Annotated in this window: 19 protein-coding genes and 1 pseudogene; 8 read left to right on the forward strand and 12 right to left on the reverse strand. The window is 43.4% G+C overall.

Translation table 11 applies throughout. From position 1 onward, the window contains the following. Nucleotides 1–305 precede the first annotated feature (305 nt). The 6 genes and pseudogenes from P7F88_RS08040 to P7F88_RS08065 all read right to left on the reverse strand — a co-directional run bounded on the left by P7F88_RS08040 (nucleotide 306) and on the right by P7F88_RS08065 (nucleotide 7,836). Nucleotides 306–1,289 (reverse strand): ABC transporter ATP-binding protein, encoded by a 984-nt coding sequence (locus P7F88_RS08040; protein WP_277823520.1) that lies wholly within the window; start codon nucleotides 1,287–1,289, stop codon nucleotides 306–308. Between the two features lie 12 nt (nucleotides 1,290–1,301). Beyond that, nucleotides 1,302–2,255: an ABC transporter ATP-binding protein gene (locus P7F88_RS08045; protein ID WP_277823522.1), complete on the reverse strand. Its 954-nt coding sequence runs from the start codon at nucleotides 2,253–2,255 to the stop codon at nucleotides 1,302–1,304. Then, nucleotides 2,252–3,166, reverse strand: a pseudogene (locus P7F88_RS08050) (ABC transporter permease); the annotation flags it as partial. The gene P7F88_RS08045 and the pseudogene P7F88_RS08050, both read right to left, overlap by 4 nt. 85 nt (nucleotides 3,167–3,251) lie before the next feature. Next, nucleotides 3,252–4,226 (reverse strand): ABC transporter permease, encoded by a 975-nt coding sequence (locus P7F88_RS08055; RefSeq protein ID WP_277823524.1) that lies wholly within the window; start codon nucleotides 4,224–4,226, stop codon nucleotides 3,252–3,254. A gap of 68 nt (nucleotides 4,227–4,294) precedes the next feature. Beyond that, nucleotides 4,295–5,929: an ABC transporter substrate-binding protein gene (locus tag P7F88_RS08060; protein WP_277823526.1), complete on the reverse strand. Its 1,635-nt coding sequence runs from the start codon at nucleotides 5,927–5,929 to the stop codon at nucleotides 4,295–4,297. 371 nt (nucleotides 5,930–6,300) lie between these two features. Next, nucleotides 6,301–7,836 carry a glycoside hydrolase family 16 protein gene (locus P7F88_RS08065; RefSeq protein WP_277823528.1) on the reverse strand — a complete coding sequence of 512 codons (1,536 nt, stop codon included), beginning with the start codon at nucleotides 7,834–7,836 and terminating at the stop codon, nucleotides 6,301–6,303. 171 nt (nucleotides 7,837–8,007) lie between these two features. Between P7F88_RS08065 and P7F88_RS08070 the strand changes: the two genes are divergently transcribed. Then, nucleotides 8,008–8,781, forward strand: a complete 774-nt coding sequence (locus P7F88_RS08070) for a type 2 periplasmic-binding domain-containing protein (RefSeq protein ID WP_277823530.1) — start codon at nucleotides 8,008–8,010, stop codon at nucleotides 8,779–8,781. A gap of 33 nt (nucleotides 8,782–8,814) precedes the next feature. On the opposite strand, the gene P7F88_RS08075 is transcribed toward P7F88_RS08070, so the two are convergent. After that, nucleotides 8,815–9,366, reverse strand: a complete 552-nt coding sequence (locus P7F88_RS08075; RefSeq protein ID WP_277823532.1) for a porin family protein — start codon at nucleotides 9,364–9,366, stop codon at nucleotides 8,815–8,817. 285 nt (nucleotides 9,367–9,651) lie between these two features. On the opposite strand from P7F88_RS08075, the gene P7F88_RS08080 reads away from it, so the two are divergent. The 5 genes from P7F88_RS08080 (at nucleotide 9,652) to P7F88_RS08100 (ending at nucleotide 16,935) form a co-directional block, all read left to right on the forward strand. Next, complete coding sequence (locus P7F88_RS08080) at nucleotides 9,652–10,548, forward strand: type IV pili methyl-accepting chemotaxis transducer N-terminal domain-containing protein (protein ID WP_277823534.1); 897 nt, start codon at nucleotides 9,652–9,654, stop codon at nucleotides 10,546–10,548. Between the two features lie 46 nt (nucleotides 10,549–10,594). Further along, complete coding sequence (locus P7F88_RS08085; RefSeq protein WP_277823536.1) at nucleotides 10,595–11,275, forward strand: hypothetical protein; 681 nt, start codon at nucleotides 10,595–10,597, stop codon at nucleotides 11,273–11,275. After that, nucleotides 11,235–12,272, forward strand: a complete 1,038-nt coding sequence (locus P7F88_RS08090) for a methyl-accepting chemotaxis protein (protein WP_277823538.1) — start codon at nucleotides 11,235–11,237, stop codon at nucleotides 12,270–12,272. Before P7F88_RS08085 ends, P7F88_RS08090 begins: the two co-directional genes overlap by 41 nt. A 70-nt stretch (nucleotides 12,273–12,342) precedes the next feature. Next, the gene (locus tag P7F88_RS08095) at nucleotides 12,343–14,136 is read left to right on the forward strand and encodes an ABC transporter substrate binding protein (protein ID WP_277823540.1); all 1,794 of its coding nucleotides are present in this window, start codon (nucleotides 12,343–12,345) and stop codon (nucleotides 14,134–14,136) included. A 54-nt stretch (nucleotides 14,137–14,190) separates the two neighbouring features. Further along, nucleotides 14,191–16,935 (forward strand): EAL domain-containing protein, encoded by a 2,745-nt coding sequence (locus P7F88_RS08100; protein WP_277823542.1) that lies wholly within the window; start codon nucleotides 14,191–14,193, stop codon nucleotides 16,933–16,935. 22 nt (nucleotides 16,936–16,957) lie between these two features. Here the strand turns inward: P7F88_RS08100 and P7F88_RS08105 are convergent, their stop codons facing one another. Beyond that, nucleotides 16,958–17,833 (reverse strand): LysR family transcriptional regulator, encoded by an 876-nt coding sequence (locus P7F88_RS08105; protein ID WP_277823544.1) that lies wholly within the window; start codon nucleotides 17,831–17,833, stop codon nucleotides 16,958–16,960. A 155-nt stretch (nucleotides 17,834–17,988) separates the two neighbouring features. On the opposite strand from P7F88_RS08105, the gene P7F88_RS08110 reads away from it, so the two are divergent. Continuing rightward, a complete protein-coding gene (locus P7F88_RS08110) occupies nucleotides 17,989–19,263 on the forward strand; it encodes a serine hydrolase domain-containing protein (protein WP_277823546.1) in 1,275 nt (424 codons plus the stop codon). 74 nt (nucleotides 19,264–19,337) lie between these two features. On the opposite strand, the gene P7F88_RS08115 is transcribed toward P7F88_RS08110, so the two are convergent. Then, nucleotides 19,338–20,438: a hypothetical protein gene (locus P7F88_RS08115; RefSeq protein ID WP_277823548.1), complete on the reverse strand. Its 1,101-nt coding sequence runs from the start codon at nucleotides 20,436–20,438 to the stop codon at nucleotides 19,338–19,340. Between the two features lie 188 nt (nucleotides 20,439–20,626). On the opposite strand from P7F88_RS08115, the gene P7F88_RS08120 reads away from it, so the two are divergent. Continuing rightward, entirely contained in the window at nucleotides 20,627–21,718 is a 1,092-nt protein-coding gene (locus tag P7F88_RS08120; RefSeq protein WP_277823550.1) for an acyltransferase family protein, read from the forward strand. A 69-nt stretch (nucleotides 21,719–21,787) separates the two neighbouring features. Here the strand turns inward: P7F88_RS08120 and P7F88_RS08125 are convergent, their stop codons facing one another. The 3 genes from P7F88_RS08125 to aguA form a co-directional block, all read right to left on the reverse strand. Beyond that, a complete protein-coding gene (locus tag P7F88_RS08125; protein WP_277823552.1) occupies nucleotides 21,788–23,050 on the reverse strand; it encodes a RidA family protein in 1,263 nt (420 codons plus the stop codon). Nucleotides 23,051–23,200: 150 nt separating this feature from the next. Then, nucleotides 23,201–24,247, reverse strand: coding sequence for an ornithine carbamoyltransferase (argF, locus tag P7F88_RS08130; RefSeq protein WP_277823554.1), 1,047 nt, complete (start codon nucleotides 24,245–24,247; stop codon nucleotides 23,201–23,203). 109 nt (nucleotides 24,248–24,356) lie between these two features. Beyond that, nucleotides 24,357–25,448 (reverse strand): agmatine deiminase, encoded by a 1,092-nt coding sequence (aguA, locus tag P7F88_RS08135; RefSeq protein WP_277823556.1) that lies wholly within the window; start codon nucleotides 25,446–25,448, stop codon nucleotides 24,357–24,359. Between the last annotated feature and the right edge of the window lie 2 nt (nucleotides 25,449–25,450).

Consider the following 25,450-nt stretch of genomic DNA (forward strand, 5'->3'; position numbering starts at 1 on the left):
AACGCCTACCTGAGCAAACGAGTCTGCTTCAACTTAATGAAGCACCATGAAGTACCGTATGCATTCCCACGGGGGACCGTGGGAACGAGTTATTCTTTTCTTTTCATGGTGCTGGCAATTTCTCTCGTTCCCACGCTCTGCGTGGTAACGCCTACCTGAGCAAATGAGTCAACCTCAACTTAATGAGGCACCATGAGTATCGTATGCATTCCCACGCGGAGCGTGAGGAACGAGTATGGTTATCTAACACCACCACTTCGTCATTCCGGCCGAGCCTAGGCGAGGGCCGGAATCTGGGTTGTTTTTTAAAGGTGGTGACACCTTGCAAAGTGCTTCTCTGAGATTTGCGTTGCTTCCGGCATCTCTTTGGTACATTTCTCCGTTGCCTTAAGACAACGTGATGCGAACGGGCAACCAACACTGCTTGGCTTCCATAGCGGAATCTCGCCCTTCTTCGCAGCCAGATCGCGTCGGCCTGCATTGCCTACTTCCGGAACTGCGGATAGCAGTAACTGAGAGTATGGATGCTGCGGGTTCTGAGTTACGCTGTCGCTCTCACCCCACTCCACCATATGACCGACATACATTACCGCGGTTTTCTCAGCAAAATAACGCGCCGTTGCGATATCGTGTGTGATGTACATAAACGAAATGCCGTGTTTATCTTTCAGATCAGACATCAGGTTCAGGATGCCCAGACGAACCGATACGTCCAGCATCGAAATTGGCTCATCCGCCAGAATCACTTCAGGATCAACCGCGATAGCTCGTGCGATAGCGACGCGCTGACGCTGACCACCACTCAGTTCGTGCGGGAACTTCTCAGCAGTCTCTTTAACCGGAGACAGACCCACCAGCTCAAGCAACTCATAAACCAGCTTGCGTACGTTTTTCTTATCTGCACGCTTGTGAATCAGTAGTGGACGAGAAATATGGTGGTAGATCGAGTGAACCGGATTCAGAGAACCAAACGGGTCCTGGAAAATCATCTGCACCTGACGTGCGTACTCCAACTCACCATTTTTCTTGATGTAGTCTGCAATTGGCTCACCCTTAAACAGGATTTCACCGTCTGTTTTGTCGTAAATCTGAGTCAAGATACGGGCACCAGTACTTTTACCAGAGCCAGACTCGCCTACGATTGCTAGCGCTTCACCCTTTTTCAGCTCAAACGACACATCGTTCATTGCTCGCATAAACTTGTTTTTTGAGGATGACTGACCGATAGGAAAATCTTTTACAAGATTGTTTACAGACAGAATCACATCGCCATTTTTCATCATTTCCATCTCAGTACCCTCTTAAACCAGATGACAAGAAACCTGATGCCCAGGTTTAAGCATTTTCAGTGTTGGATCCGCTTGCTTACATGGAGCAAAGCACTCTGTACAACGCTCCTGGAAGTTACAACCCTGAGGAATCTTAAGCAGGTTAACCGGGTTACCAGGAATACCGTATAAGCGCTCTTTCGGACCGTGGATCGTCGGGAATGAAGCGATCAAACCTTTGGTATATGGATGCTCTGGCTGACCGAATACGGTCTTGGCATCACCAAGCTCAATCAGGTTACCCGCGTACATCACACCGATGCGGTCTGCGATTTCACCCATCAAGCTAAGGTCGTGACTGATAAACAGAATCGAGAAACCAAACTTAGTTTTAAGGTCGTAAAGCTCGTTCAGGATTTCACGCTCAACCACCACATCAAGAGCGGTTGTTGGTTCATCCATGATGATTAGCTTAGGCTCAAGGGCCAGTGCAACAGCGATAACCACACGCTGACGCATACCACCACTTAACTGGTGAGGGAAACTTGCCAGACGGTCCGGGTGAATACCCACTACTTCCAACAGTTCAGCGGCTTTATCGTACGCCTGCTGCTTAGTTACTGGCTTGTGAGCAAGAATAACGTCTGTAAGCTGCTCACCGATGGTGATAACCGGGTTTAGCGAGTTCATCGCACTCTGGAATACAACAGAAACGTCATTCCAGCGGAAATCGCGCAGCTGCTTTTCGTTCATCTTCAGAACGTCCTGACCTTTGTACAGGATCTCACCTTCTGAAATCAGAGCCGGAGCTTTGTGAAGACGAGAGATAGCAAACGCCAAGGTACTCTTACCGCAGCCAGACTCGCCTGCAATACCAAGGGTTTCACCTGGTGCAATGTTCACGCTTACATTATTTACCGCACGCGCTACACCGTTTGGTGATACATAATCTACACAGAGATTTTTAATTTCTAATAAGTTGCTCATCTCAGACCTCTGCGGATATCAGCTTCTTTCTTAAGTTTGTGCCAAAGTTTGATATGTGGACCGGTTTTCAGTTTCGGGTTACTTACCTGGTCAATCGACATGTTGATAAGTGCCAGTGCACCACCTGTTACTGCCAGTGCAATTGCAGGAACCATCATTTCCCACCATGCGCCTGTGTATAGCGCAGATGAAGTCTGCGCCCAATAAAGCATTGAGCCCCAGCTCACTTCTGTCGCATCACCCAGACCAAGGATACCAAGGCCAGCTTCTGCGCCCATCGCGTAGATAACCGCACCAAGGAAACCACCAAATACGATTGAGATAAGGTTTGGCAGAATCTCAACTAAGATGATTCGAACTTTTGATTCACCCATAACCTCTGCTGAGATGATGAACTCTTTGTTTCGAATTGCCATTGTCTGGGAGCGTATTACCCTGGCGCCCCAAGGCCAGGAGGTTATCCCGAGCAAGACGGTTATCACCAGCGACCCAACTTGACCGAGGAAGGCCGCTAATACAATCAACAAGGGGAGCTGAGGGAAAACCAGAAATACGTTAGTCAGGAAGTTCAGACGGTCGTCAATCTTGCCGCCAAAATAACCCGAAGATACACCAACGATTACCGCCAGTGTCATCGCGATAGCACCCGCACAGATAGCAACGGTCAGCGATTTACGCGCTCCGTGTAGCACCTGGCTGTAAACGTCCCGACCGCTACGGGTTGTACCCATAATGTGCTGCTCACTTGGCGCCTGATGTGGGCGTGCAACTCGTTTTTCCGGATTGTGCGTTGCCAGTACTGGTGCGAACAGGGCACCACATAAGATGATGGTTAACAGGAAACCACCGATAATCGCAGGTGGGTTTCCGTAGAAGAATGCATACAGTTTACCCAGTGTATTCTTTACCTTTTAAGGGAGCTTGGCTGCTCTGCTACTTCACAAGAAGCTACGCCATTTGTTTTATTCGTTTGCATAAGATTATCCATGATGCACCTTAGTTAGAAATACGAGGGTCCAGCCAGACATAAAGCAAGTCGGCTATAAAGTTCGCAGTCAATACTGCGGTAACCAGGATAAGAAGAATGGCCTGAATCAGAGGGTAATCACGGGCAATAATGCCTTTTAGCAGGATGTTACCCAGCCCCTGATAGTTGAACACCACCTCAGTCATAATTGAACCAGCGAATGAGAAACCAATCGCCATTGCGATAGCCGTTGCAACCGGAAGGATTGCGTTACGACCCGCGTAACGGTACATCACTCGGAAGCTGCTTAGGCCTTTTGCTTCAGCCATAGTCACGTAATCTTCACCAAGCACGTTAATCATGGCGTTACGCATGTTGAACACCCATGTTGCGATACCAACTACAACCATTGAACCTACTGGGAGTACGGCATGTTTTGCGACGCTGCCAATAAACTCAAGCGTGAAAGCTGGAGATAATTCCGGGTCGTATGTGTAAGCCAGAGGTAACATGTCTAACTTCAGACCGAAGATGTAAAAGAGCAGCAGGGCAGTAACGATGTAAGGGAAGTTACTGATAAACGCCAGAACAGGTGGAACAACCTGACCAACAAAACCAGTGCGGTGGTACGAAGCATAAGTACCAATACTCACACCAATAATCAGCGCAACGATCAATGAACCAAGAGCAAGGAACATGGTCCATGGCAGTGCCATTGCGATAACATCAGATACGTTAACAGGGAACATCAGAACAGAAGGGCCTAAATCCAGAGTGAACACACTCTTAATGTAAGCCAGGTATTGCTCAAAAATGTTGCCATCTAAGAAACCGTACATCTCACGTACAGCGTCCATTTGTGCCGGGTCCATACGACCCTGCGCAGCTGCGAAAAGTGCTTCAACCGGATCCCCTGGCATTAGTCGTGGCAACATAAAGTTGAACGAAATTGCAATCAGGAATGCAGTGAAGTAAAAGCCAAACCGGCGAAGTAAAAACGACATATAACTCTTTCAACCCAGGGGAACAGTTTCCTGTCCCCCTTATCTATTTAAATGATTTGAGCGCTAGCTTATTTCAGGTGTAAGTTGTTCAGGATGATTACGCGCTTACCACCGTCGTACCATACTGGCTGAACGTATGGGTTCTCTGCACTTGGCCAGCCAACGATTTTCTCGTTGCGGTACTGGAACCATGTTGGGTTAGAGAACAGTGGGATAAACGGTAGTTGTTCAGCAGTGAACGCTTGTAGCTCATCTAGAATCTTCTGCTGCTCTGCTGCATCACCTGTTTTACCGAAGCTGTCGATAAGTGCGTCGATCTTAGGATCGTTTACGCCGTGACCCGCGTGCCATGTCTTACCGATACGTGCTGTGTGGTAGTACTCCTGGTAAGCAAGGATTGGGTTAGTCGCAACCATTGACCAGTTGATGGACATCTTGTAGTTGCTCTCTTTCAGGTTCTTATCGTAAACCGCCCAGTCAACCGTTTTCACGTTTGCTTTGATGCCTACTTCTTCAAAGAACTCAGTCGCCATCTGTACAACCTGAATCCAGTCTGTCCAGCCGTTTACAACTTCGATATCAAACTCAACCGTTTTGCCGTCAGCACCGTCTCGGAATCCATCACCGTTCTTATCAACAATGCCAGCTTCATCAAGAAGTGCTTTTGCTTTTTCTGGGTTGTATTCAGTCAGGCCGCTGTACTTAGCAGAGATATCCTGGTTGATGCTTGTTTTGTATAGCTCACCGATACCACCAGCGTTGAAGTTAGCTGTTGGGTAACCATATGCTGCAATATCCACGATTGCTTCACGATCCAGAGCCATTGAAAGTGCCTGACGTACACGAAGGTCGCTGAATGGTGCTTCTTTAGTGTTCACATAAAGGTGGATAGCATCGTTCGCCGGGTACCAGTAGTGGTTGCTCTTAGCATCCGCTGCTACAAATGTTGCATCGATATCAGCGATGAAGTTTGAACCCCAATCGATTTCGCCTTTGATAAGTGCTGGCTGAATCTGAGAGTTATCGTTGTAAGAACGGAACGTCACACAATCAAGGTATGGGCGATTTTCCAGGTAGTAGTTTTCGTTACGGCAAAGTTGCATCTGCTGTGGCTTCAGATACTTAACTGTTGTCATCGGACCGCTACCAACCGGGTTAGGGTTAGTGAAAGTCGTCAGGTCTTCAACTTTTGACCAGATGTGCTTAGGTACGATGTGGTAACGCTCAAGGTTCCATGCAAACGTTGAGTCAGCTTCGTTCAGCTCAAATACAACCGTCTTGTCATCAACAACTTTGATTTCCTGCAGGTTCTTACCCGACCAGATGCCTTTCTGATCGAATGCTGCTGCTTCTTTCGTTAACAGGAAGCTGAATGCAACATCTTCTGCAGTAAGCGCTGTGCCGTCAGACCATTTAAGTCCATCACGAAGTTTCACTGTGATTGATTTCAGGTCATCAGAATAATCGATGGTTTCTGCAAGGCGGAAATCTGCTTTACCAGTCATGTTGTTAAATACAACTAGTGGCTCAAACATGATTCCGTGAAGAAGGTCTTTAGTGGTGTAAGGGTTGAAGTTTTCAACGAAACCAGTGTTGATAATTGGAACTGTTAGTGTGCCACCTTGCTTGATCTCTTCCGCCTGTGCGAAAGAAGCGAACATTGCGCCGCACAGAAGCGAAGCCAGTACAGTTTTGTTTTGCATCACGCTTTTCCTTAATTTGAATGTTTTATTCAGCTCTTTAACAAATTGGTTCTGCTTGTTTCAGCATTCCTCAATTCGAGAAAGCGCTTTCTTTTACTGTCAAAAAATATTTCTCTTCAACCTGGTGAGGGGGAAACCCACAAAAGAAAGCGCTTTCTTTTGTGTAAATATTACTTCTGGTTTTCCATATCAGCAACGAGTAGTGAACTGAAACTCTACATCGATCACAGATCGCTATACGAAGGAAGATTGGAAGTTAAAAACACTTTAAAACAGTTAGTTAGGTAGGAAACTGTAGCTTAATCCACCAAAACAATGTCAAATTAAGCTACCTGGGTCACACTTTTGTGAGTGTTTTGTTTATGTGAAGCTTAGTGCTCCCAGCGGATATTTTTGATCTGATACGTCATCTCATTAGTTGGTTCCAGTACAAGAATGTTTGATACCGACTGAATGTTGGCAAAGTTCCCCGGTGCAAGACTGTTCCCACCAGCCATAACCTCCTTAACAGGCAAGCTTACTTCCTTCCAGACACCGCTTTCAGGAAGAGAAAGCTTATAATCACTGGTCGCGGGCCAGCCGCTATCAATTTTAACCAGTAACTGTGCATTGCTTGCAGCACTAATCACTTTTAAGTCAAATAGCACCCTTCCATTATCCATAAATGAGGATAAATCCGTACTCTTAGGCAAAGTCAGATAGAAGTTTCCATCCGGCCCGGTACGTACAACCTCAATATAACTCTCGTCACCTAAAGGATATATGGAGTAAGTACTGTTACCAGAGTGCTTATAAGTCCCCGGTTCAATGCCATCTGCCATTTGCTTATCAAAAATCGTCACCTTTTTAGCATCTATTACAGTCGTTTTTTTGCTGGATAAATCAGGGGCTTTTTTACCTTTTACCACTTTCCCTGAATCATCTCTCGCAGAACATTCACCACTTGCAGATACGCTCTCAGGGCACTGATAAACCCGTACATAATCGACTTCAAATCTTGCTGGAAACGCTGACTCATCAATCCCTTTGTCGTTTTGACTAGCAGCCCAGGAGCCACCGACCGCAAGGTTAAGAATCAGATGAAAACGTTCATTAAAAGGAGCATCTGATTTACCTGTCACCATTTCTCCATTTGAGTTCTGGTACTGGGTATACCAGCCGTCGGAGTTTTGAGTAGCGTAATGGATACCATCAATCAGCCAACGGATCTTGCCTTCACTCCACTCTACTGAGTAGACATGGAAATCATCAGCAGGATTAACGCCATCAGGCAACTCATAACTTGTTCCTGAATAAACGTTATCCGGCCATTTGCGACCATAATGGAGTGTGCCATGTATCTTCGACTCCCCTTTAACTTTCAGGTTAACCGACTCAACGATATCTATTTCACCAGACGCCGCCCATGTTTCGTAAACATTGTCTGTCGGTAACATCCAGATAGCAGGCCAGGTTCCCTGTCCCGCCGGGAGTTTGGCACGAACATCCACTTTGGCGTATTTCCAGTCCCCTTTGTTTTTCGTCTGCAAACGAGCAGAAGTATAAGGCTTAGATTGAGTATTGCTTACATCATAGTTTGGATGTTCTTCTGGAAGCGCCGAGCCTGTATACGTTTCTTTTTGGGCTTTGATTACCAATACACCCTCTTCGACAAAGGCATTCTCTGCTCTGTTCGTATAACACTGGGCTTCTTCGTTACCACCACCCCAGCAATTCTGATCAAAATTCCATTTACCTTGATCGATAACTTCACCAGTAAACTCATCACTCCAGACTAACTCCCAGCCATCAGCCTCGGGAGAGTCAGAGTCGTTCTGAGCATAAGATGTTATTGGCAAACTGACACCACTCAGTCCAACAAGCACGGTAACCACAGCGAATTGACCTGATTTTTTTATTTTGTACATAAGACACCCTAATATCTGTTCATAAAACAATTCCGAAAAGCTATCTCTTAAATCTATCTCTAAAAGAGAAAAGAAAGCGCTTTCTTTTTGCTATTTTTAATGTAACAGTATGGATATATTGATGCCGAACAGTTCATCTATGAACTGTGATAACAGTCACCAGAAACAAAAATGAACATAGAAAACCAGCAAACCATCACGTTTTGGAACGGAAATAAGTCTCAGGTTCGTCAGGAGCATGAGTTAAAGTTACTGGAAACCATATTAGAGGCCACCAGCGATGATACTGAGTACCAACTTATCAATGATCCAACTGATTACCCAAATGCCGAGGATGAAGGTGACATCTTCAACAAAGGGGCAGATCTATTGGTTACCGTAGCCGGAAACAAAAAGTTTGAAGGTAAAGCATTCATTCCAGTAAATGTTCCAATTGCAAACGGAATTCTGGGAAATCGTATTCTTATTATCAGAGAACAAGATCAGGAAGTGTTTTCAACCATCACAGAAACAGAGTTGAAAACACTAAGAGCTGGTATTCCCTCTACTTGGGCAGATGCCGATCTGTTTCGCTACAACGGTTATAACGTGGTTGAAAAAGGATTATTCGAAGAAGTATTTCAGCGGCTTAAAAACAATGAGTTTGATTATGTCTCTTTAGGCGCGAACGAGATTGAATCAATATACTACGATATGGCCAGGCCTTTAGGTGGCTTGATGATAGAGTCTACGTTAAAACTATATTATCCCTTCCCTCTAGTTTTTTACGTGCATCCGGTAAACAGAGCATTAGCTACTCGAGTAGAAAAAGGGCTTGAAATCATTATTGCAAATGGAGAGTACACTAAGCTATTTAACCAGTTTTATGGCGACGACATAGTTAGGCTAGAACTAAATACAAGGAAGACCTTTAAACTAGATAATCCTTTATTGCCAAAGAGCTAACTTTTATAGTTAGCTCTTATACTCACATAAATCTTAGAAATTAAACTTGCGACCAACGATGAGTGAAATATTCTGTTCGTCAAAGTAATCATCAAGGTTAGTGTAGGTATATCTAGCTCCAACCATCCAGTCAGAAAAGCTAAAATCTGCTCCTCCTCCCCATTTAAAACCATCTAGAGTAGCATCTGCATCATGGTTTTCTTCTACATGAATCGCCGAGTAGCCAATCAGACCATAAATTGAGAATGTATTTGCATCTGACATACTCCACTGCTTACCTATTGAAGCACTTGCACCGTAGCCATATTGCACATCTAAATAAGCACCAGAGATTGTGCCTTTGTTGTTATACAAAGAACCTTCGAACTCTCCACCAAAGAACAGCCCATTTTTTAGAATATTACGCCCACCAAACAACAGTGAAAACTTTCCCCCATCAATATCCTGACTGTAATTTTCCACTTCTAAAGTGTGCCTTCCCACTTCCGCAGCTAAATAGACATCTTGTGTATAGCTATACACCTCTTCATTTGCGAACGAGGAAAAAGAAACAACCACTGCCAACCCTAATATTATTTTTCTCATTTTTATTTCCCTAAAAATACCCTAAGAAAAATATAATCTATGAATCAGGGAGATACACAATTCACCATCACAGCAATAAACGCAAAGTACCATTTTTGCTAGCATTCTCACATACAAGAATGAAATTCCCCATAGAAGTTGACCAACGCAATATAAATTTCCTAAGAGATCTGTGATCAACTTATCCATATCCCACTAATCTTGATGTCTTTTTGAAAAACATATTTAGTAAATCCTATACTTACCGATACGTATATTATGCGAATAAACAAAAAAGGCTTTATCATGAAATTACTGCGAATTTTCTCTTATTTGGCTGCTCTGTCAGGGTTAGTGCTAGGGTTATCACAATCTGCTTTTGCAGGGCCTACACCTGCAGAATATGGTGTTGTACTTAATCTTTCAGGCAAACAAAGGATGTTGTCCCAAAAGATGTCTAAAGAGGTGACACTTGTTGCTTTAAACGTTGATGTGGAAAATAACATCAAAAATCTTGCCGCTACTTCTGCCCTGTTTGATAAAACCCTAAAAGGTCTGAGAGACGGTGATGCCTCCCTAGGACTTCCTCCAACAGAAAGTAAGCGAATTCTTCGCCAGCTAGACAAAGTTGCAGAAATTTGGACTGGTTTCTACCCGGTAATACAAGATGTAATTGCTTCTAAAGCCGTTTCAAAAGAACAGCTGGATACCATCGCCAAAAATAACCTTCCTCTTCTTAAGCAGATGAATAAAGCGGTTGGCCTTTATGAAAAAGATGCGAAGAAAACAGGTTTAAGTTCTGCTCCCGGCCTTGCTGCAACACTGAACTTGTCAGGCAAGCAAAGAATGTTATCTCAGAAGATGAGTAAAGAGTTCTTCTTGATTGCACTTGGTTATGAGGTTGAAGACAACAAACTAAACCTGCTGGAAACATATTCACTGTTTGACCGAACTTTGAAGGGACTAAAAGATGGTGACGAAACTCTGGGACTTCCAGGGACAGAACCTGAGCACATTCGCAAGCAGCTTGATGTGGTAAATGGCTTGTGGCAAGACTTTAAACCTCTGGTAGAGGCAGGCTCTTCACATAACAGTTCTGGTATCACTCCTGAGCAGGTTACTCAAATCGCAAATCTGAACTTGCCTCTTTTAAAGGAAATGAACGCAGCCGTTCAGCTTTATGAAGCAGAAGCAGCAAAATAACTCAAAGCTTCAACAAGCAGATACTTGATATGGTTAGGGATATTTTATGCTTATAAGAACCAAGTTAGTCGCTATTGGCTGTTTTTTATTCGTAGCACTCATCGGTATTAGTATTGGTGCCATGCTCTCATTTAACCAACTGTCAGCAAGTTTTGAGCAAGTGGTTCAGGGCGCCATTGAAAACGCCGATAGTGCAAAATTAGCCACGCAAGGTGCAAGCAACGGCAGTCAAAAAGCAGCTTCGATCAACGCAGATATGCTTGCTATCGTTGATGGTATTAAAAGCTCTAATCAGCGTACTAAACTTATAAGCAAAAAAGTGGATGAAATTAGCGATACGCTGGAAGAGCTCATTGAAACCATTGAAGAGCTTTCGGAAGACGTAGCCGATGAAGAGGCATTGGCGATTCTGGAGGAAGTGAGCGACGAGGTCAGTGATATCAGTGAAAGCCTCAAGCGTGAAGCTTTGGTGAATATAATAGAGTCTTCAAAAACTCTAAATTCATTTAGTGATCAAATTGCGTCCAAAGCAGCAGAGGTCGCCGAACTTAATACTTTGCTGAAAAGTCAGGTAGATATCAGTCAGTCGAGTCAGGCTAATAGTGAGCAAATTCAGGACCAGGCCCATCAATCCTCTCAAGGACGTAGCCTGGCAGGAACAGTTCATTGTTACGGCTCTGGTATTAATGGCAATCTCTGGCCTGCTTCTTACCTTTGTCATCGTTAAGGTTATCGTCACACCAATCAACAAAACCGTTAAACTGATGAAAAATATAGGTGAAGGTGAAGGCGACTTAACACAACGCCTGGAGGTAAACGGTAAAGATGAGATGGCTCAGATCTCCATCGCCTTTAACCATTTTGTCAGCAGGATCCAACACTTGATCCAGGATATTACTGAGTCTACAACTCAGTTAAGAGAAGCATCGGTAAGCACCCTTCAGGCTATGCAAGAAGGGGATCAGGCAATGCGAAACCAGCAGCAAGAAGTAGAGCAGATCGCTGCTGCCGTAGGGCAACTAAGCTCTAGTTCTTTAGATGTGGCTCACAATGCTGATTCCGCTGAAAAGTCTTCATTAGAAGTAAATCAACATACAGAGTCCGGTCAGGCTGTGGTTGGGGAAGCGGTAACTTCTGTCTCTAAGCTAGTCGATGAAGTGGAAAACGCTGTAACAGTCATTGGATCGTTGAGCGAAAAATCAACATCGGTGAACTCAGTTGTTGACGTCATTCAGTCGGTATCTGAGCAGACCAACCTATTGGCGCTTAACGCCGCAATCGAAGCAGCTCGAGCAGGCGAACACGGGCGCGGATTTGCCGTGGTTGCTGACGAAGTGCGTACTCTAGCCTCAAAAGTAGAAAGCAGTACTTCTGACATTCGCAATATCATTGATGAAATGATGGCAATGACGGAAAAAGCCGTAACTGTGATGCAATCGAGCCAAGTGGTGAGTAACGAAACCCTTGAAGGAGCGAACTCTGCACGCGAAGCTTTAGATTCAATTACTGAGGCAATGCATACCGTGATTGCCATGAATGCACAGATATCTGGTTCAGCAAATGAACAGAAAGGCGTCACCGAGCTTTTGAATCAGAGAATTACACAAGTGAATGAACTTTCGAATCACACTTCTATCCAGGTATCACAAACATTGGATACTTGCGAATCATTAAATGAAATCAGTGAGGATCTGTCGAAAAAGTTAGAGCAGTTTAAGGTATAGAGCAGTATCACGTTATAAAAATCAAAATAACGTATACTCATAATGATTACTTAACTCATTGATGTGAGATATGGAATTATTGGTTAAAACAGAAGGCACGAAGACTTTTATTTTTGCAGATTTTTTGTCTGTACTTAGCCGTGCCCTCTTATTTACCACATTACTCTGTTCACTTGCTCTTCAACCAGCCTATGCCGAGAGAAAGAAAAAAATTCTGGTGCTTCAGTCATATCATCAGGGGCTCGAATGGTCTGACAATGTAAGCGCTGGCATTCAGGAGATCTTCGCTCCGCTGCAAACTGAATACGAGGTTTACTACGAATATCTGGACAGTAAAAGAAATGCTGGTTCAGAGTACTTAGCCAAGATAGCCAACTACATCAACCTTAAAAACAGCAACGTTCAGTATGAGCTGATTATCACCGTTGATAACAATGCGCTATCCGTTCTGAATCAGGGGATAGTTAACTTTCATGGCAACCCTCCCGTTATATTTACAGGGCTTAACAACTATAAACCCGAACTCATATCCAACATCGAGCAAGTGACAGGTATTGTTGAGACAACCGATCATAAAAGTACTATCGATTTGATGCTCACGCTGCATCCAAATTCGAAAAATATAACGGTTATACTCGACCAAACACCTACCGGAAACCAGATCTATAAAGACTTTAGAAAGTTCGAAAAATACTACCCAGACGTAACCTTCCAATATTTAAGAAATTTTTTACTCACCGACATACCACAGATAGTCAGGAATTTTCACGAAGATGAGCTGTTATACCTCCTCACATTCAACAGAGACAGTGCGAACAATTTTATCTCCTATACGGAAGGCATTGAGATGATTGTCCGCCACACGAAAGCACCGTTGTATGGCTCATGGGGATTTTATTTAGATAAAGGTATCGTTGGTGGAAAGTTAACCACAGGAAAACTGCAAGGAAAAACAGCTGGCGAAATAGCATTAAGAATCCTGAATGGCCAGAGCCCTAATAGTATCGAAATACTAAAAAACAGCCCGACTCAGTTTATGTTCGATTATGCCTATGTAAGCAAATATCGGGTTAATGAAGAACTCCTCCCTAAATCAAGTATCATAATCAACAAACCTCCAGGCTGGCTTGAACGAAACAAAACCACCCTGCTGAATATCTTCATTTTTCTGTTTATGACTGTCCTGATTATTCTCTATTTTAACACCCAGAAACAAAATCGCCTTCAAGCTGAGTACGCCAATCACCTTGAAGAAAAGGTGAAACAGAGAACAGAGAAGCTCAAAGAGGCTAATGAACAGTTACAACGACTCTCTGAAGTTGATGGACTGAGTCAGCTATATAATCGTCGCTACTTTGATAAGACCCTGAGTGATGAATTACAACGGCACCAACGGAGCAAACACCCTCTGGTTCTGATGATGTGTGATATCGATTTTTTCAAAAACTATAACGATACCTATGGCCATATCGAGGGTGATAACTGCATAAAGCAGGTAGCAAAGCTACTTCAGTCACAATGCATGAGAACCAATGACACAGTGGCGAGATATGGCGGAGAAGAGTTTGCCATCATACTCCCTATGACCGATACAGACAGTGCACACAACATTGCAGAGAAAATTTGTTCCAATCTTTATGACACGAATATTCCGCATACCAGTTCTTCTGTAGCAGACCGGATTACGATTAGTATCGGTGTCGCTGTGGTGACTCCCGATCAAAGCTCTACACCTACCGATATCATCTCAATAGCCGATAAGGCACTCTACAATAGCAAGCATAACGGCCGAAATCAGTATACGTTACAGGAGCATCCCAACGTTTCTGATGTTTCGATAAAAATAACTAAACCCTACAACTGATTGTATTCTATATTTTTTATGTACATACGATTTACTAAAACCAAAGGTATGCCAGTGACTAAACAGTTCTTAATGATTTTTTTCCTGCTTATTTTCTCTAACACGATTCAAGCAAATCAAAATGTGTTGTTTATTCACTCTTATGATACCAACCATAAGTGGGTCCAGTTTATCTCTGAAGGTTTTGAACGTGGCCTCTCAGGCAACACAGATGTTAATATCTTTACTGAGTATATGGATGCCAAACGCTTTCCAAAAGGCGAAAATCAAGAGCTGTTTTATAAGCATTTACTTGAAAAATATCAGGATTTAGATATCAAAGCGGTTGTTGTATCCGATGATCCAGCAATGAACTTAATGCTCAGACATGAAGACGATATTTTTCATTCTGTTCCACTAGTCTATATGGGGGTAAATCGGGTATCCCAGCAGGTATTGGATTTACCAAACGCCACAGGTGTTTTCGAGAATCGCGACCTCGAAAGTACGATGGTAGATATCAAGCGTATATTCGATACCGACAACATCATTGTCATTTCTGATCAATCCTCGACAGGCGTTGCCAACCTAAAAAAAGTTCAGGATGCACTCGGGAAGCCAAATATTCCAAAGCATGTTGAAATCATCACTTCTCTAAACATCAGTGAAATATCAGGCGTTTTTAAATCCTATAGCTCTGATATACCTGTGTTTATCGTTGGTCAGTTAATCAACGATCAATCCAATAACTCTCTAATGAAGTGGACAGAAGGTGTTGCGCTTCTTTCATCCAAAATACCCAATCCTTTGATCAGTATTGGAATTGTATCTCTAGAGCACGGGGCAATAGGTGCACATGAATTAAGTGGACAACAGCATGCCCTGAAGGCCGCAGACCTTTTACTTCAGATTCTGGAAGGTAAACCTGTAGAGCAAATTAAGCCAATAACCAAAGAGATCAGCACCTGGTATTTTAACTGGCAAGAGATGAAACAGCACAGCTTGCCAAAAAAAGCGTTACCTAAAGGCTCACTCCTAATGTTCGAAGACGAATCCTTCTATGAACAGAACCAAAAGCTGGTGATTGGATTCTCGATTACACTTTTAGTTGCTCTGGTCATCATTGTTCTTCTGTTAGAGCTAGTGCGCCGATCAAAACAAACACAGAAAATTCTGAAAGAAAATGAAAGCCGTTACCGAGATTTAGCACTGGAGGGGGCACACGTATTTTGGGAAACCGACACCGAAGACAAGGTCAAGTACATTTCAGGTGACACTGTCTCGATTCTCGCAATTGAAAATGAATATATGCAAGAAAAAACCATCGCAGAAGTGATACAAAAACAGCGTTCTATTCAGTTTCCGTTAACGTCTTATTTCTTGTCACTAAAAGAGCGTAAGCCACTTAAAAATGTCGTTGCTCGTTATACAACTCAAGACAAGGCACAAAAAATAATAGCAATTAGCGGGAAGCCTCTTTATTCCGACAACAATCAATTTATGGGATATCGAGGAATCATCAAAGAAATTACCGATGAACACAGGCTAACAGAAAAAATCGCTTATGAAGCCAGCCATGACTCACTTACCGGATTGATAAACAGACGTTCTTTTAATGAACGATGCCGAGAAATTAGTGCTATTACCGAATTCCCTGGACAGTATTCTTTTATCTGTTTCCTAGACCTCGATCGTTTTAAGATGGTGAATGATACTATAGGGCATATGGCCGGTGATGGGATGCTTGCTGAGTTAGCTCGGGTAATAAAAAACCAGGTCGAAGCTAATGACATATTAGGGAGAATTGGTGGTGATGAGTTTGGTTTGATACTAAAGAGTAAATCACCAGAACGTGCCCAGGACATTTGCACCAATATTATCAACAGTGTTAGTGAATACCGTCTGTACTGGAATAATAGCTTTTATAGTGTTGGCGTTAGTATCGGAATGGTAAAGGTAGACGCGTCTCTTTCGTATCAGGAGATGCTCAGCCACGCCGATATCGCTTGTTACAAAGCGAAAGAACAAGGACGTGGACGCCTGTTTTTCTCCTCAGACGATGACTCCTCGTTGCTTGAAGAGCAAATGCAACTCGGATACATCGCAAACATTAATCACGCACTGGAGGATAATCAGTTCTTTTTCGCTAAGCAGTTAATTAAGCCTTTGTCAGATACTGGTGGTGCTGGTCACTACGAGATTTTATTGCGATATAACGACAAAGAAGGCAATCCGATACCACCAGGAATGTTTATCCCTGCAGCAGAAAAGTACGGGGTAATTACCTTAGTAGATTTATGGGTGATACGTACAGTCATCACTCATTATGACGATCTCTTTAAAGGTGAGCAGCCCGTAGTGTCAATTAATATTTCGGGCATAAGCCTAAGCTCTGAAGAGTTCACTCAAAATGTTATCCAGGTAGTAGAATCCGCATCGCTTGATATGCGTAAAGTCTGCTTTGAGATAACTGAAACCGCAGTGATTTCCCATATCCAGCCAGCCCAGCGTTTTATTCAGGAGTTGAAAAAGTATGGCTGTAAGTTCTCATTAGACGACTTTGGAAGTGGATCTTCTTCTTATGGTTACTTAAAGACGTTACCTGTCGACTACCTCAAAATCGATGGCAGCCTGATTAAATCCATTGCAACCGAAAAAATGGACCAAACAATCGTAAAATCCATTAATGAAATAGCACACAGCGTAGGAATCAGAACCGTTGCTGAGTTCGTTGAGAATGATGAAATCATCTCTATCTTGCGAGATATTGGCGTTGACTATGGTCAGGGGTACGGCATACATAAGCCGGAAATAATCTAACCAGGATAAACTAAAAATTTGCTCACTGAAGTTTATCTATAATCCGCTCTCTGATGGGGTCGTACACTTTTTCGGTCGGCCACATCAGCTCGACTGACCAGTTAAGGCGAAAGTCATCTTCAACTTCAAAAAATGTCAGAGATCCAGATTCGACTTCATCAGTTAGCAATCTTTTAGGTACGTTACACCAACCCGCTCCTTGTTTTGCCAGCGCCAACGCTATATGAAAGCTGTCTGCATTAACAATGCGGTGGCTATAGACCTGACTCTCTACGCCTAACCTTCTTAGAGGAGACATAATAACCTGAGTCATACCACGCACTGTACTTGGAGTAATAGGTTTCCCTGGCTGGTAGTTATGCTGTTTCAAATAATTCTCTGTTGCAACCCGCACAAATTCAAAGTCCATAAAACGGAAACTATTGATGTCTGCTGGCATGGAAAAAGTGCTTAATGCAAACGCCATATCAGCTTTATTTTTGCTGAGCGCATCTCGCACAGACTCTGTGTCCCCGGTTTTAAGCGTAACCTTTAAAGCTGGCATCTCTTTCATCAGGTCGCCAATAGCATCCATTACTCCCAGCCCAACGACAGCAGTATCAATCATTATGATGGTCTCACCAGGGTGCCCCTGATAAATACTATCAACTTTTCCTTCAAATAAATTCGCTTCCGTAAGAAAACCTTTTGCATGGTCATACAATGCCTTAGCCTGCACGGTTGGCTCAAGTGATCGGCTATGCCGCACAAACAACTCGAAACCCAAATCATCTTCTAATGCACTGATTTTACGACTAAATGTAGATGCATGACGTTTAGACGAGCTGGCTGCCTGAGCAAAACTGCCCGATTCGTACACCTCTACAAATGCCGATAAGTAATCCAAATTAATACTCATATACCCTCTCAAAAACCGATAAGCATGCATAATGCGCACGCTCAGCAATTATGCCTTTATCTAGTCCTTGGTTAAAGTCTTTATCAGAAACACAAATTGCACATGACATTCCACTGCCCGGTCGTCATACAAAGATTAGATATTAGGAAACAAACATGAAACTTAAAACTCTATCTCTAGCAGTATTACTAAGCAGCGCTTTTGTAGCTAACGCAGCGACTTTCAGCAAGCCTGACACAGCATTCCTTGAGGGTGCAGCAGCATCTGGTATGCCTGTTGAACTTTGGGACTCTGCTGAATACGCTGCGTCTTCTTTCCCAAATGCTTATAAATTTACTCCATCTTACGAGATTGAGCGTTCAGGTTTAGCTCCTGAGCAGTTCAAAACCGACAAGTCTCTAGACTTCAATAAGATCATGGTTCCTGCTATCGACGGTGAGATGTCTCTGAACGACTTCCTGCGTGACCGTGTTAAGAACCACTCTATGGTTGTACTTAAAGGCGACCAGATGCTTCACGAGCACTACTGGAACAACATGGATGAGCACTCAACTCATCTGGACATGTCTGTAACTAAGTCTTTTACGGCTATGCTGGCTGGTATCGCTGCGGCTGAAGGCAAACTGGACATGTCTAAGCAAGTCACTGACTACCTTCCTGAGCTAAAAGGCTCGGCATGGGATGGTGCGACCGTTCAGGAAACTGCTGATATGCGTACTTCAGTAATCCAGGAGATCCAGAAGCACAAATCCTGGGATACTCGTATGACTGACTCTCAGGGCTGGAACGGTGACTTCTCTGAAACTTACCCGAATGGCATCAAAGACTACTTCCCAATGGTTAAAGAAGTATCTGCACCAATGGGTTCTAAGTACTCTTACCAGTGCATCAACACTGAAGTTCTGGGTAAAGTTGTAGAAGCAGCAACTGGTGAAAAACTGGCTGACCTTCTAGAGAAGCAAATCTGGGGTAAAGTTGGTATGGGAGAAAACGCACACTACCAGGCTGACTTCGCTGGTAACCCTGTAGCGTCTGGCGGCCTAAATGCCGCAACTAAAGACCTTGCACGCGTTGGTCGCATGCTAATGAACGGCGGTAAAAACTACAAAGGTGAGCAAGTTGTTCCTGCTGAGTTCATCAACAGCATCCTGGAAGGTAACGACGAAGTACGTACTGCATGGCTGAAAGGTAAAGAGTCTGCTCTTGCTGAAGGTTGGTACAAAGACCAGTTCCGCTCTCTTAACATCAATGGCCGTCAGATCATGGCTATGGTTGGTATCCTCGGTCAGGTTGTAGCAATGGACCACAAAACTGGCACTGTTGTAGCAATGAACGGTGGTTACCCTCAAACTGAAACACCACGCATGGCTATCGCTATCTTCTACAAGGTGCTGCCAGCAATCTTCGCAGCAGCTGACGAAGTAAAATAAAAAATAGCGTATCGCAAGCTTAATAAAATCCGATTTTGGAGAGCCAAAGTCGGATTTTTTATATTTGGGACTGATTACGATTCAGTCAATATACTTAGTTCTTTTTGCAGATAAGCCATTAACTGCTCAGAACCATCATCACATGACATGGCTTCGGGATATGGTAACTGAAGTAACTCATCGATAAGTTCTGTTAACTTATCCCCTTCTAAATCTGCTAACTCTATCTCCATAAACGGCACTCGTGCTCTTAAAAACGCATTTAAATAAGGCGTTTCCGGCCAGTCGGGCCGAACTAAGCTCAGCACCCTCACCTGCTTATGCTTTGCCAAAGCCGCAATTTCACAATAACTGCCATAACCTGGTTTTGTGATAATCACATCACTGCTGGCTAATAGCTGTAAAAAAGAGAGCGATAAGTCAGCGATATGTCGCATATCGGTACGGTTTTCTGGCGTCTTTTGATCCACCAGCCAATGCCAGCCCTCTAGCTCAGGTAGCTGAGGCAACTCAATCGGCATAGGAATCCCACCCAAAGCAAACAAAATTTGCTTTTTGTCATCCAGTTGATTCGCGCTTATTAGTTCAGCAGCTGGTTTCACAGGATGACTGGCGATACTGGCAATATTTATTTCGTCATTGTTGTTATCAGGCACACTTGGCAACGGTTTAAAGACGAAGTCCACTCTTTGATATACATCGCACATCTTTTGATGCAGCTTTTGGGTGGAAGGGTTTTGTTCATCCAGGCTGTAAGCCTGATAAATCTGCGCCCAGTTAAATGGGGCAACCGAGGCAGTTTTTATCCCAAGCTGCATAGCCGCTGTCAGTGAGATAGGCGAAATATTACTGATTAGAAGATCCGGTTTGATTTCAGCAAGGCACTGCTTTTCCCGCTCAACACAACTATCCCAGTCCTCTAACAGATGCATATATTTATCGTGACTTGCTGACACGTCCACTTCGATAGGAGAATGCATCATCATACCAAAGTCATGCCCTTCAGAGATATGGGTAAACTCGCGGACAATACGGTCTTGGAGATAACTGGATGGCAGTTTACTTAACACCGTTATCCGGCAGTCAGGAATCTTGTTAATAAACTGGTTAATCACAGAGCAAGAAATAGCACCATGACCAAACCCATGAGCAGTAATAGAGAAACAGATATGCATAGCGGCCGCCAAATTAGATCAAAGTTCTTTTATAACAGATAGCTAGTCTTAAACCAAAGTCATGCGCACTTGATTGTATCTTTACAAAACTCTGATTAACCCCTTACTTCATAAGGATTTATGATGCATATGATGTGTGCGTTTAATTAACAGGATTAAACGTTTGCGTTACTTATGGAAAATTTTACATGTTTTTAAAATCAATAGGCAATTTTAGAGGATTGGCCATAATCATGATCGTTGCTGGTCATTTATATATTACAGGCTTCACTAGTACAGGCTATTCCTCAGCCGTAATTAAAAATATCATCACTGGAGGTACTGCACTTTTTGTCTTTATCTCTGGGTTTATGTTTCACTATGTATTTTATAAAAGATATGAATACAAAAAGTTCATATCTGGTAAAGTAAAAAATGTCGGCATTCCCTATCTGATACTAGGGAGCATGGCAATATTCATGTCATTTTTATTATCTAGAGACTATTTTGCACCTATTAGAACGCTCACCATTGAAAAGTATAATCTATTGTATGGTAAAGGGATTATATTTAACCCAGAAGATTCAGATATAGCAACCACTATAAAATATTATATAACAGGTGGATTCTTAGGTGCTTACTGGTATATACCTTTCGCCATGTTACTATTTGCTTCTGCTCCGCTTCATATAAAGTTCATCAAATTAGATCTACGATACCAGCTGTTGATCATTTCATTATTGTCAATAATATCCCTTTTTAGCCACAGAGCTATTAATTGTCTCAATCCATTGCAAGACCTACTATACTTCACCCCAGTATATTTGATAGGAGCTCTGGTTTCTATGTACTCCTCAGAAGTGAAAAACTACCTAAATAACAAAGTTGGTCTTTTATTTTTTATGGTTCTCTTAACATCCACAATCGAGTACCTCTCTGGGCATAGTGGTAATTATCATAAGCAAATTTTTGTCTACGCAGGCGTGGACCTGATGTATATCCAAAAGTTCTTTCTAATATTTGCTTTGTATATGTTCTTCGAAAAAAATCAATTCGAATCTAAACTATTAGATACAATATCCAATACTAGCTTTGCGATTTTTTTCATTCATCCATGGGTAACACTTGTTCTAGAGAAGATATATAACATATTAGATATATATCCTAAGATAGGAGAAAACAATATGCTTCTATATTGCACCAGTGTTATCGTTGTTGTAGGGCTATCAGTGTTAATAGCATTAACGACGAAAAAACTGTTTCGTGATAGTAAAAAAACGAGATATTTAATCGGTTATTAAAAAATCACTTTTGAAAAGAGGCAGCGAAGTCGCTGCCTCTTTGGTTTTCATCAGAAACTACAAATGGTTTTAGGCTTGTGGAGGAGTGCCTTCACCATTTGAAACGATAGCATCCATCTGAACCAGCGCATTCATCGGAATATCAGATACGCCAATCACGGTTCTTGCCGGAAGAGCGCCTTCAAAGTAGCGGGGATACACTTCGTTAACTGCTTCCAGATCTGCCATGTCTCTCAACTGGATATTGACCTTCACAATATCATCCATCACATGGTCAACACTCTCGACGATTGCTTTGATATTGTTCAAACACTGCATCGCCTGCTCTTTCGCACCAACAGCAACCACTTCGCCGTTTGTCGGCTCAATAGGAAGTTGAGCAGAGATATTGTTGTAGTGCGAGAAAGCGACTGTCTGAGTCGATAGCGAATCCATCGGCGCTTTATCTGTGTTATTTGGCCTGATAACGATACCGTGTCTGTCTTCCACTTCCTGCGGTGGTGTGCCGTCGCCATGAGATACGGTTGCATCCATCTGTACAAGCGCATCCATCGGCAAACCTTCAGCAACCACTACTGAACGTGCCGGCATGTAACCTACGGTTCTTGCGATAGAAGAATCCGGGAAGAAGGTGGTGTAAGCCTCGTTAATGGCCTCGACATCATCCAGATTACGAACGTGAATATTCACCTTCACGATGTCATCAAATGGGACATCAACACCTTCCATGATCGCTTTGATATTTTTCAGGCATTGAGCCGCCTGCTCTTTTACTCCACCAACAACGATATTGCCCGTTTTCGGATCGACTGGTAATTGTGCAGAGATATGGTTGTAGTGTGAGAACGCCACGGTCTGAGTTGACGATGAGCTTAATGGTGCGTTTTCAGTGTTGCGTATCAGTTTAATCAGGTCACAAGGCTCCTGAGGGTGTGTGCCCTCACCGTTAGAGATAACCGCATCCATCTGCACCAATGCGCCTTCCATAGGAAGAGCAGCAACAGACAATACAGTGCGAGTTGGCAGGTAGTTCTGGAAGAATGAAGCATACACTTCACTGACTACATCGTAGTCCATGATGTTTTTAAGATATACATTCACTCGAACCACATCATACATACCGTGATCGATACTCTCGACAATCGCTTTGATGTTATTCAGGCACTGTGCTGCCTGCGCTTCTACGCCACCAGTAACAAGTTCACCGGTTTTAGGATCCACAGGTAGTTGAGCTGAAATATTGTTGTAGTGGGAAAACGCCACTGATTGTGTAGAGACGGAACTTACCGGTGCATTTTCGGTGTTTCTTGATACTTTAATGATACCGCTCATGTCGATATTTCTCCTTACAGACGACAAAAGTTAGCCAAACCAGATATTTCACAGGAAAACTGGTTTGGCTTAAGGCCTGTACATCAGACCGTGTATTAAATTAAGAAGTTATTTGCGCCAGGGATTGACGCAAATAGTTTGAATGTTGACTTATAGAGTACTTAGGAAAGTCTGGATTTTATCTTCATGACGGCGGATGGTCTCTTCAGAAGGGATGACCGCGTCTTTATGAGTGAAGTAAACCAGAATAGCCATCTGCGCTGTCAGGCGGTTTTCTGCTTCATCGAATGCAACAGAGTATTCACTTTCAAGCGCGCCACGAGTCACTTCTTCTTTGTCATTTGCAGGCAGGCAGTGAAGCAGCATTGCGCCAGGCTTAGCCTTCGCCATCAGCTCTTCAGTGATCACGTAGTCAGGCATAAAGGCAGCAAGACGCTCTTCTTTCTCATCCATCTGAGTTACCCAGTAGAAGCTGTCGCCGTAAACCACATCACACTCACTGATTCTTTCTACGTCGTCAGTAATCTCGATATGACCGCCAGATTCCTTACAGAAAGACTCCGCCAACTCTACCCACTCTGGTTCCATCTGGTATTTCTTAGGACCGATTTGCTTAAAGCCCATGCCGTACTTAGCACAAGTCAGCATCAGTGAACGACACACATCAGTTGCGTCCCCCATAAATGCAAGCGTTAGTTCAGACAGCTTACGACCATCTGTGATGTGCTCTTTAATCGTGTACAGGTCAGCCAGCATCTGAGTCGGGTGGAAGCGAGTATCCAGGCCGTTGATTACTGGTACAGTAGACATTTCCAACAGGCCATCCAGAGTTTCAGGGCTGTTAGTGCGAGCCATGATCACGTCACACATACGAGAAAGAACGCGAGAAGTGTCATCGATGGATTCTTTACCACCCAAATGGATATCTTTTGGTGATAAGAACAGTGCGTGGCCACCAAGTAGCGTTGCTGCAACTTCAAACGATACGCGAGTACGAGTTGAGCCAGCTTCGAAAATCATACCGACAGACTTACCTTTGAATAGCTGAGGAATCGCGTTGTCGCGGCGCGCTTCTTTCAGGTAAGTCATCAGTTCCATCATGTTGTCCATCTCTTCTACAGAGAAGTCCTTCATAGAAACCATGTGCTCCATGTTAGGCTTTTTAAGTTCAGTTGCGCTGGAAGATGGCAGTTTCATGTTTTTGTTCCTTATAAAATTTAGGCATTAGCCATTCGCCCGCACTTAACAGTTATCAAAGGCGAATGGATTTGTAGGTTTAATTGAATATTAGTAAGTTGTTGTTAAATCAGACTTTAGGCACTTGCTGGGTAATGCAGTGAATGTTGCCGCCGCCAAGAAGGATCTCGCGAGCATCCACGCCATTTACTTCGTACCCCGGGTACAACCTTTCCAGAATCGATTTCACTTCGATGTCATAACGCTCATCAAGAAGTGGCAATACAATCTGGTTGTTGGTCACCAGGTAGTTTGCATAAGAGGCAGCTAAGCGCTCACCAGCTTCACGCTCCATACCTTCTGCGATATCGATACCAGCCGCTTCGTTTTCTGCCATGAACAGTGGTCCTGGCATTGGAAGCTTGTGAACCTTGATCTGACGACCTTTTGCGTCTTTTTGACTAGTCAGATAGTCGTACGCTTCACGGCTGATCTCATACTGTGGATCGTTCTCGTCGTCACACCATGTCAGAACCACTTCACCCGGCTTAACAACATGGATGATGTTGTCTACGTGTCCGTTGGTTTCATCATTGTATAAACCACGAGGTAGCCAAATGATCTTCTCCACATTCAGGTGATCACAAAGGACTTCTGTCAGTTCTTCTTTGCTCAAATCCGGATTACGGCTTTCGTGCAGAAGACACTCTTCCGTTGTGTACAGGGTTCCTTCACCATCAACATGAATAGAACCACCTTCAAGTACGATTGGTGCTCTATAGCGGGAGTCTGCAGTGACTTCACACATCTTTTGAGCAACCTGATCGTCACGGTTCCATGGTGAGTACAAACCATCTACAAAGCCACCCCATGCGTTGAATTTCCAGTCAACACCACGGCGTTCACCATTGTCGTTAACTACATAACTAGCACCGATATCACGCATCCATGAATCGTCTGTCACCGTTTCAAGAACTCGAATGTTGTCTGGTAGACGAGATACTGCGTTGTCGTACTGGCCTGGATTAACCAGCATAGTAACTGGTGTTGTTTTGCTTATCTGCTTAGCTACTTCTACAAATACACGTTGAGCCGGTTTTGCACCATCACGCCAGTTGTCTGTTCTTTCAGGCCACGCCATCCATACTTCGCTATGTGGCTCATGCTCGCCTGGCATTCTGAATCCATCTTGCTTAGGAGTGGTTTCTAATAGCTTTTTCATTT

Origin of the sequence: Vibrio hannami (genome assembly GCF_029589055.1) — a bacterium.
In the GTDB taxonomy this organism is placed as follows: domain Bacteria; phylum Pseudomonadota; class Gammaproteobacteria; order Enterobacterales; family Vibrionaceae; genus Vibrio; species Vibrio hannami.

Excerpts from the sequence above, each read along its gene's own strand:
- P7F88_RS08105 (WP_277823544.1), bottom strand. The coding sequence starts at position 17,833 with ATGAGTATTAATTTGGATTACTTATCGGCATTTGTAGAGGTGTACGAA.
- P7F88_RS08125 (WP_277823552.1), bottom strand. The coding sequence starts at position 23,050 with ATGAGCGGTATCATTAAAGTATCAAGAAACACCGAAAATGCACCGGTA.
- P7F88_RS08070 (WP_277823530.1), top strand. The coding sequence starts at position 8,008 with ATGAACATAGAAAACCAGCAAACCATCACGTTTTGGAACGGAAATAAG.
- argF (WP_277823554.1), bottom strand. The coding sequence starts at position 24,247 with ATGAAACTGCCATCTTCCAGCGCAACTGAACTTAAAAAGCCTAACATG.
- P7F88_RS08055 (WP_277823524.1), bottom strand. The coding sequence starts at position 4,226 with ATGTCGTTTTTACTTCGCCGGTTTGGCTTTTACTTCACTGCATTCCTG.
- P7F88_RS08090 (WP_277823538.1), top strand. The coding sequence starts at position 11,235 with ATGGCAATCTCTGGCCTGCTTCTTACCTTTGTCATCGTTAAGGTTATC.
- aguA (WP_277823556.1), bottom strand. The coding sequence starts at position 25,448 with ATGAAAAAGCTATTAGAAACCACTCCTAAGCAAGATGGATTCAGAATG.
- P7F88_RS08085 (WP_277823536.1), top strand. The coding sequence starts at position 10,595 with ATGCTTATAAGAACCAAGTTAGTCGCTATTGGCTGTTTTTTATTCGTA.
- P7F88_RS08060 (WP_277823526.1), bottom strand. The coding sequence starts at position 5,929 with ATGCAAAACAAAACTGTACTGGCTTCGCTTCTGTGCGGCGCAATGTTC.
- P7F88_RS08080 (WP_277823534.1), top strand. The coding sequence starts at position 9,652 with ATGAAATTACTGCGAATTTTCTCTTATTTGGCTGCTCTGTCAGGGTTA.
- P7F88_RS08040 (WP_277823520.1), bottom strand. The coding sequence starts at position 1,289 with ATGGAAATGATGAAAAATGGCGATGTGATTCTGTCTGTAAACAATCTT.
- P7F88_RS08045 (WP_277823522.1), bottom strand. The coding sequence starts at position 2,255 with ATGAGCAACTTATTAGAAATTAAAAATCTCTGTGTAGATTATGTATCA.
- P7F88_RS08065 (WP_277823528.1), bottom strand. The coding sequence starts at position 7,836 with ATGTACAAAATAAAAAAATCAGGTCAATTCGCTGTGGTTACCGTGCTT.
- P7F88_RS08110 (WP_277823546.1), top strand. The coding sequence starts at position 17,989 with ATGAAACTTAAAACTCTATCTCTAGCAGTATTACTAAGCAGCGCTTTT.
- P7F88_RS08115 (WP_277823548.1), bottom strand. The coding sequence starts at position 20,438 with ATGCATATCTGTTTCTCTATTACTGCTCATGGGTTTGGTCATGGTGCT.
- P7F88_RS08095 (WP_277823540.1), top strand. The coding sequence starts at position 12,343 with ATGGAATTATTGGTTAAAACAGAAGGCACGAAGACTTTTATTTTTGCA.
- P7F88_RS08120 (WP_277823550.1), top strand. The coding sequence starts at position 20,627 with ATGTTTTTAAAATCAATAGGCAATTTTAGAGGATTGGCCATAATCATG.
- P7F88_RS08075 (WP_277823532.1), bottom strand. The coding sequence starts at position 9,366 with ATGAGAAAAATAATATTAGGGTTGGCAGTGGTTGTTTCTTTTTCCTCG.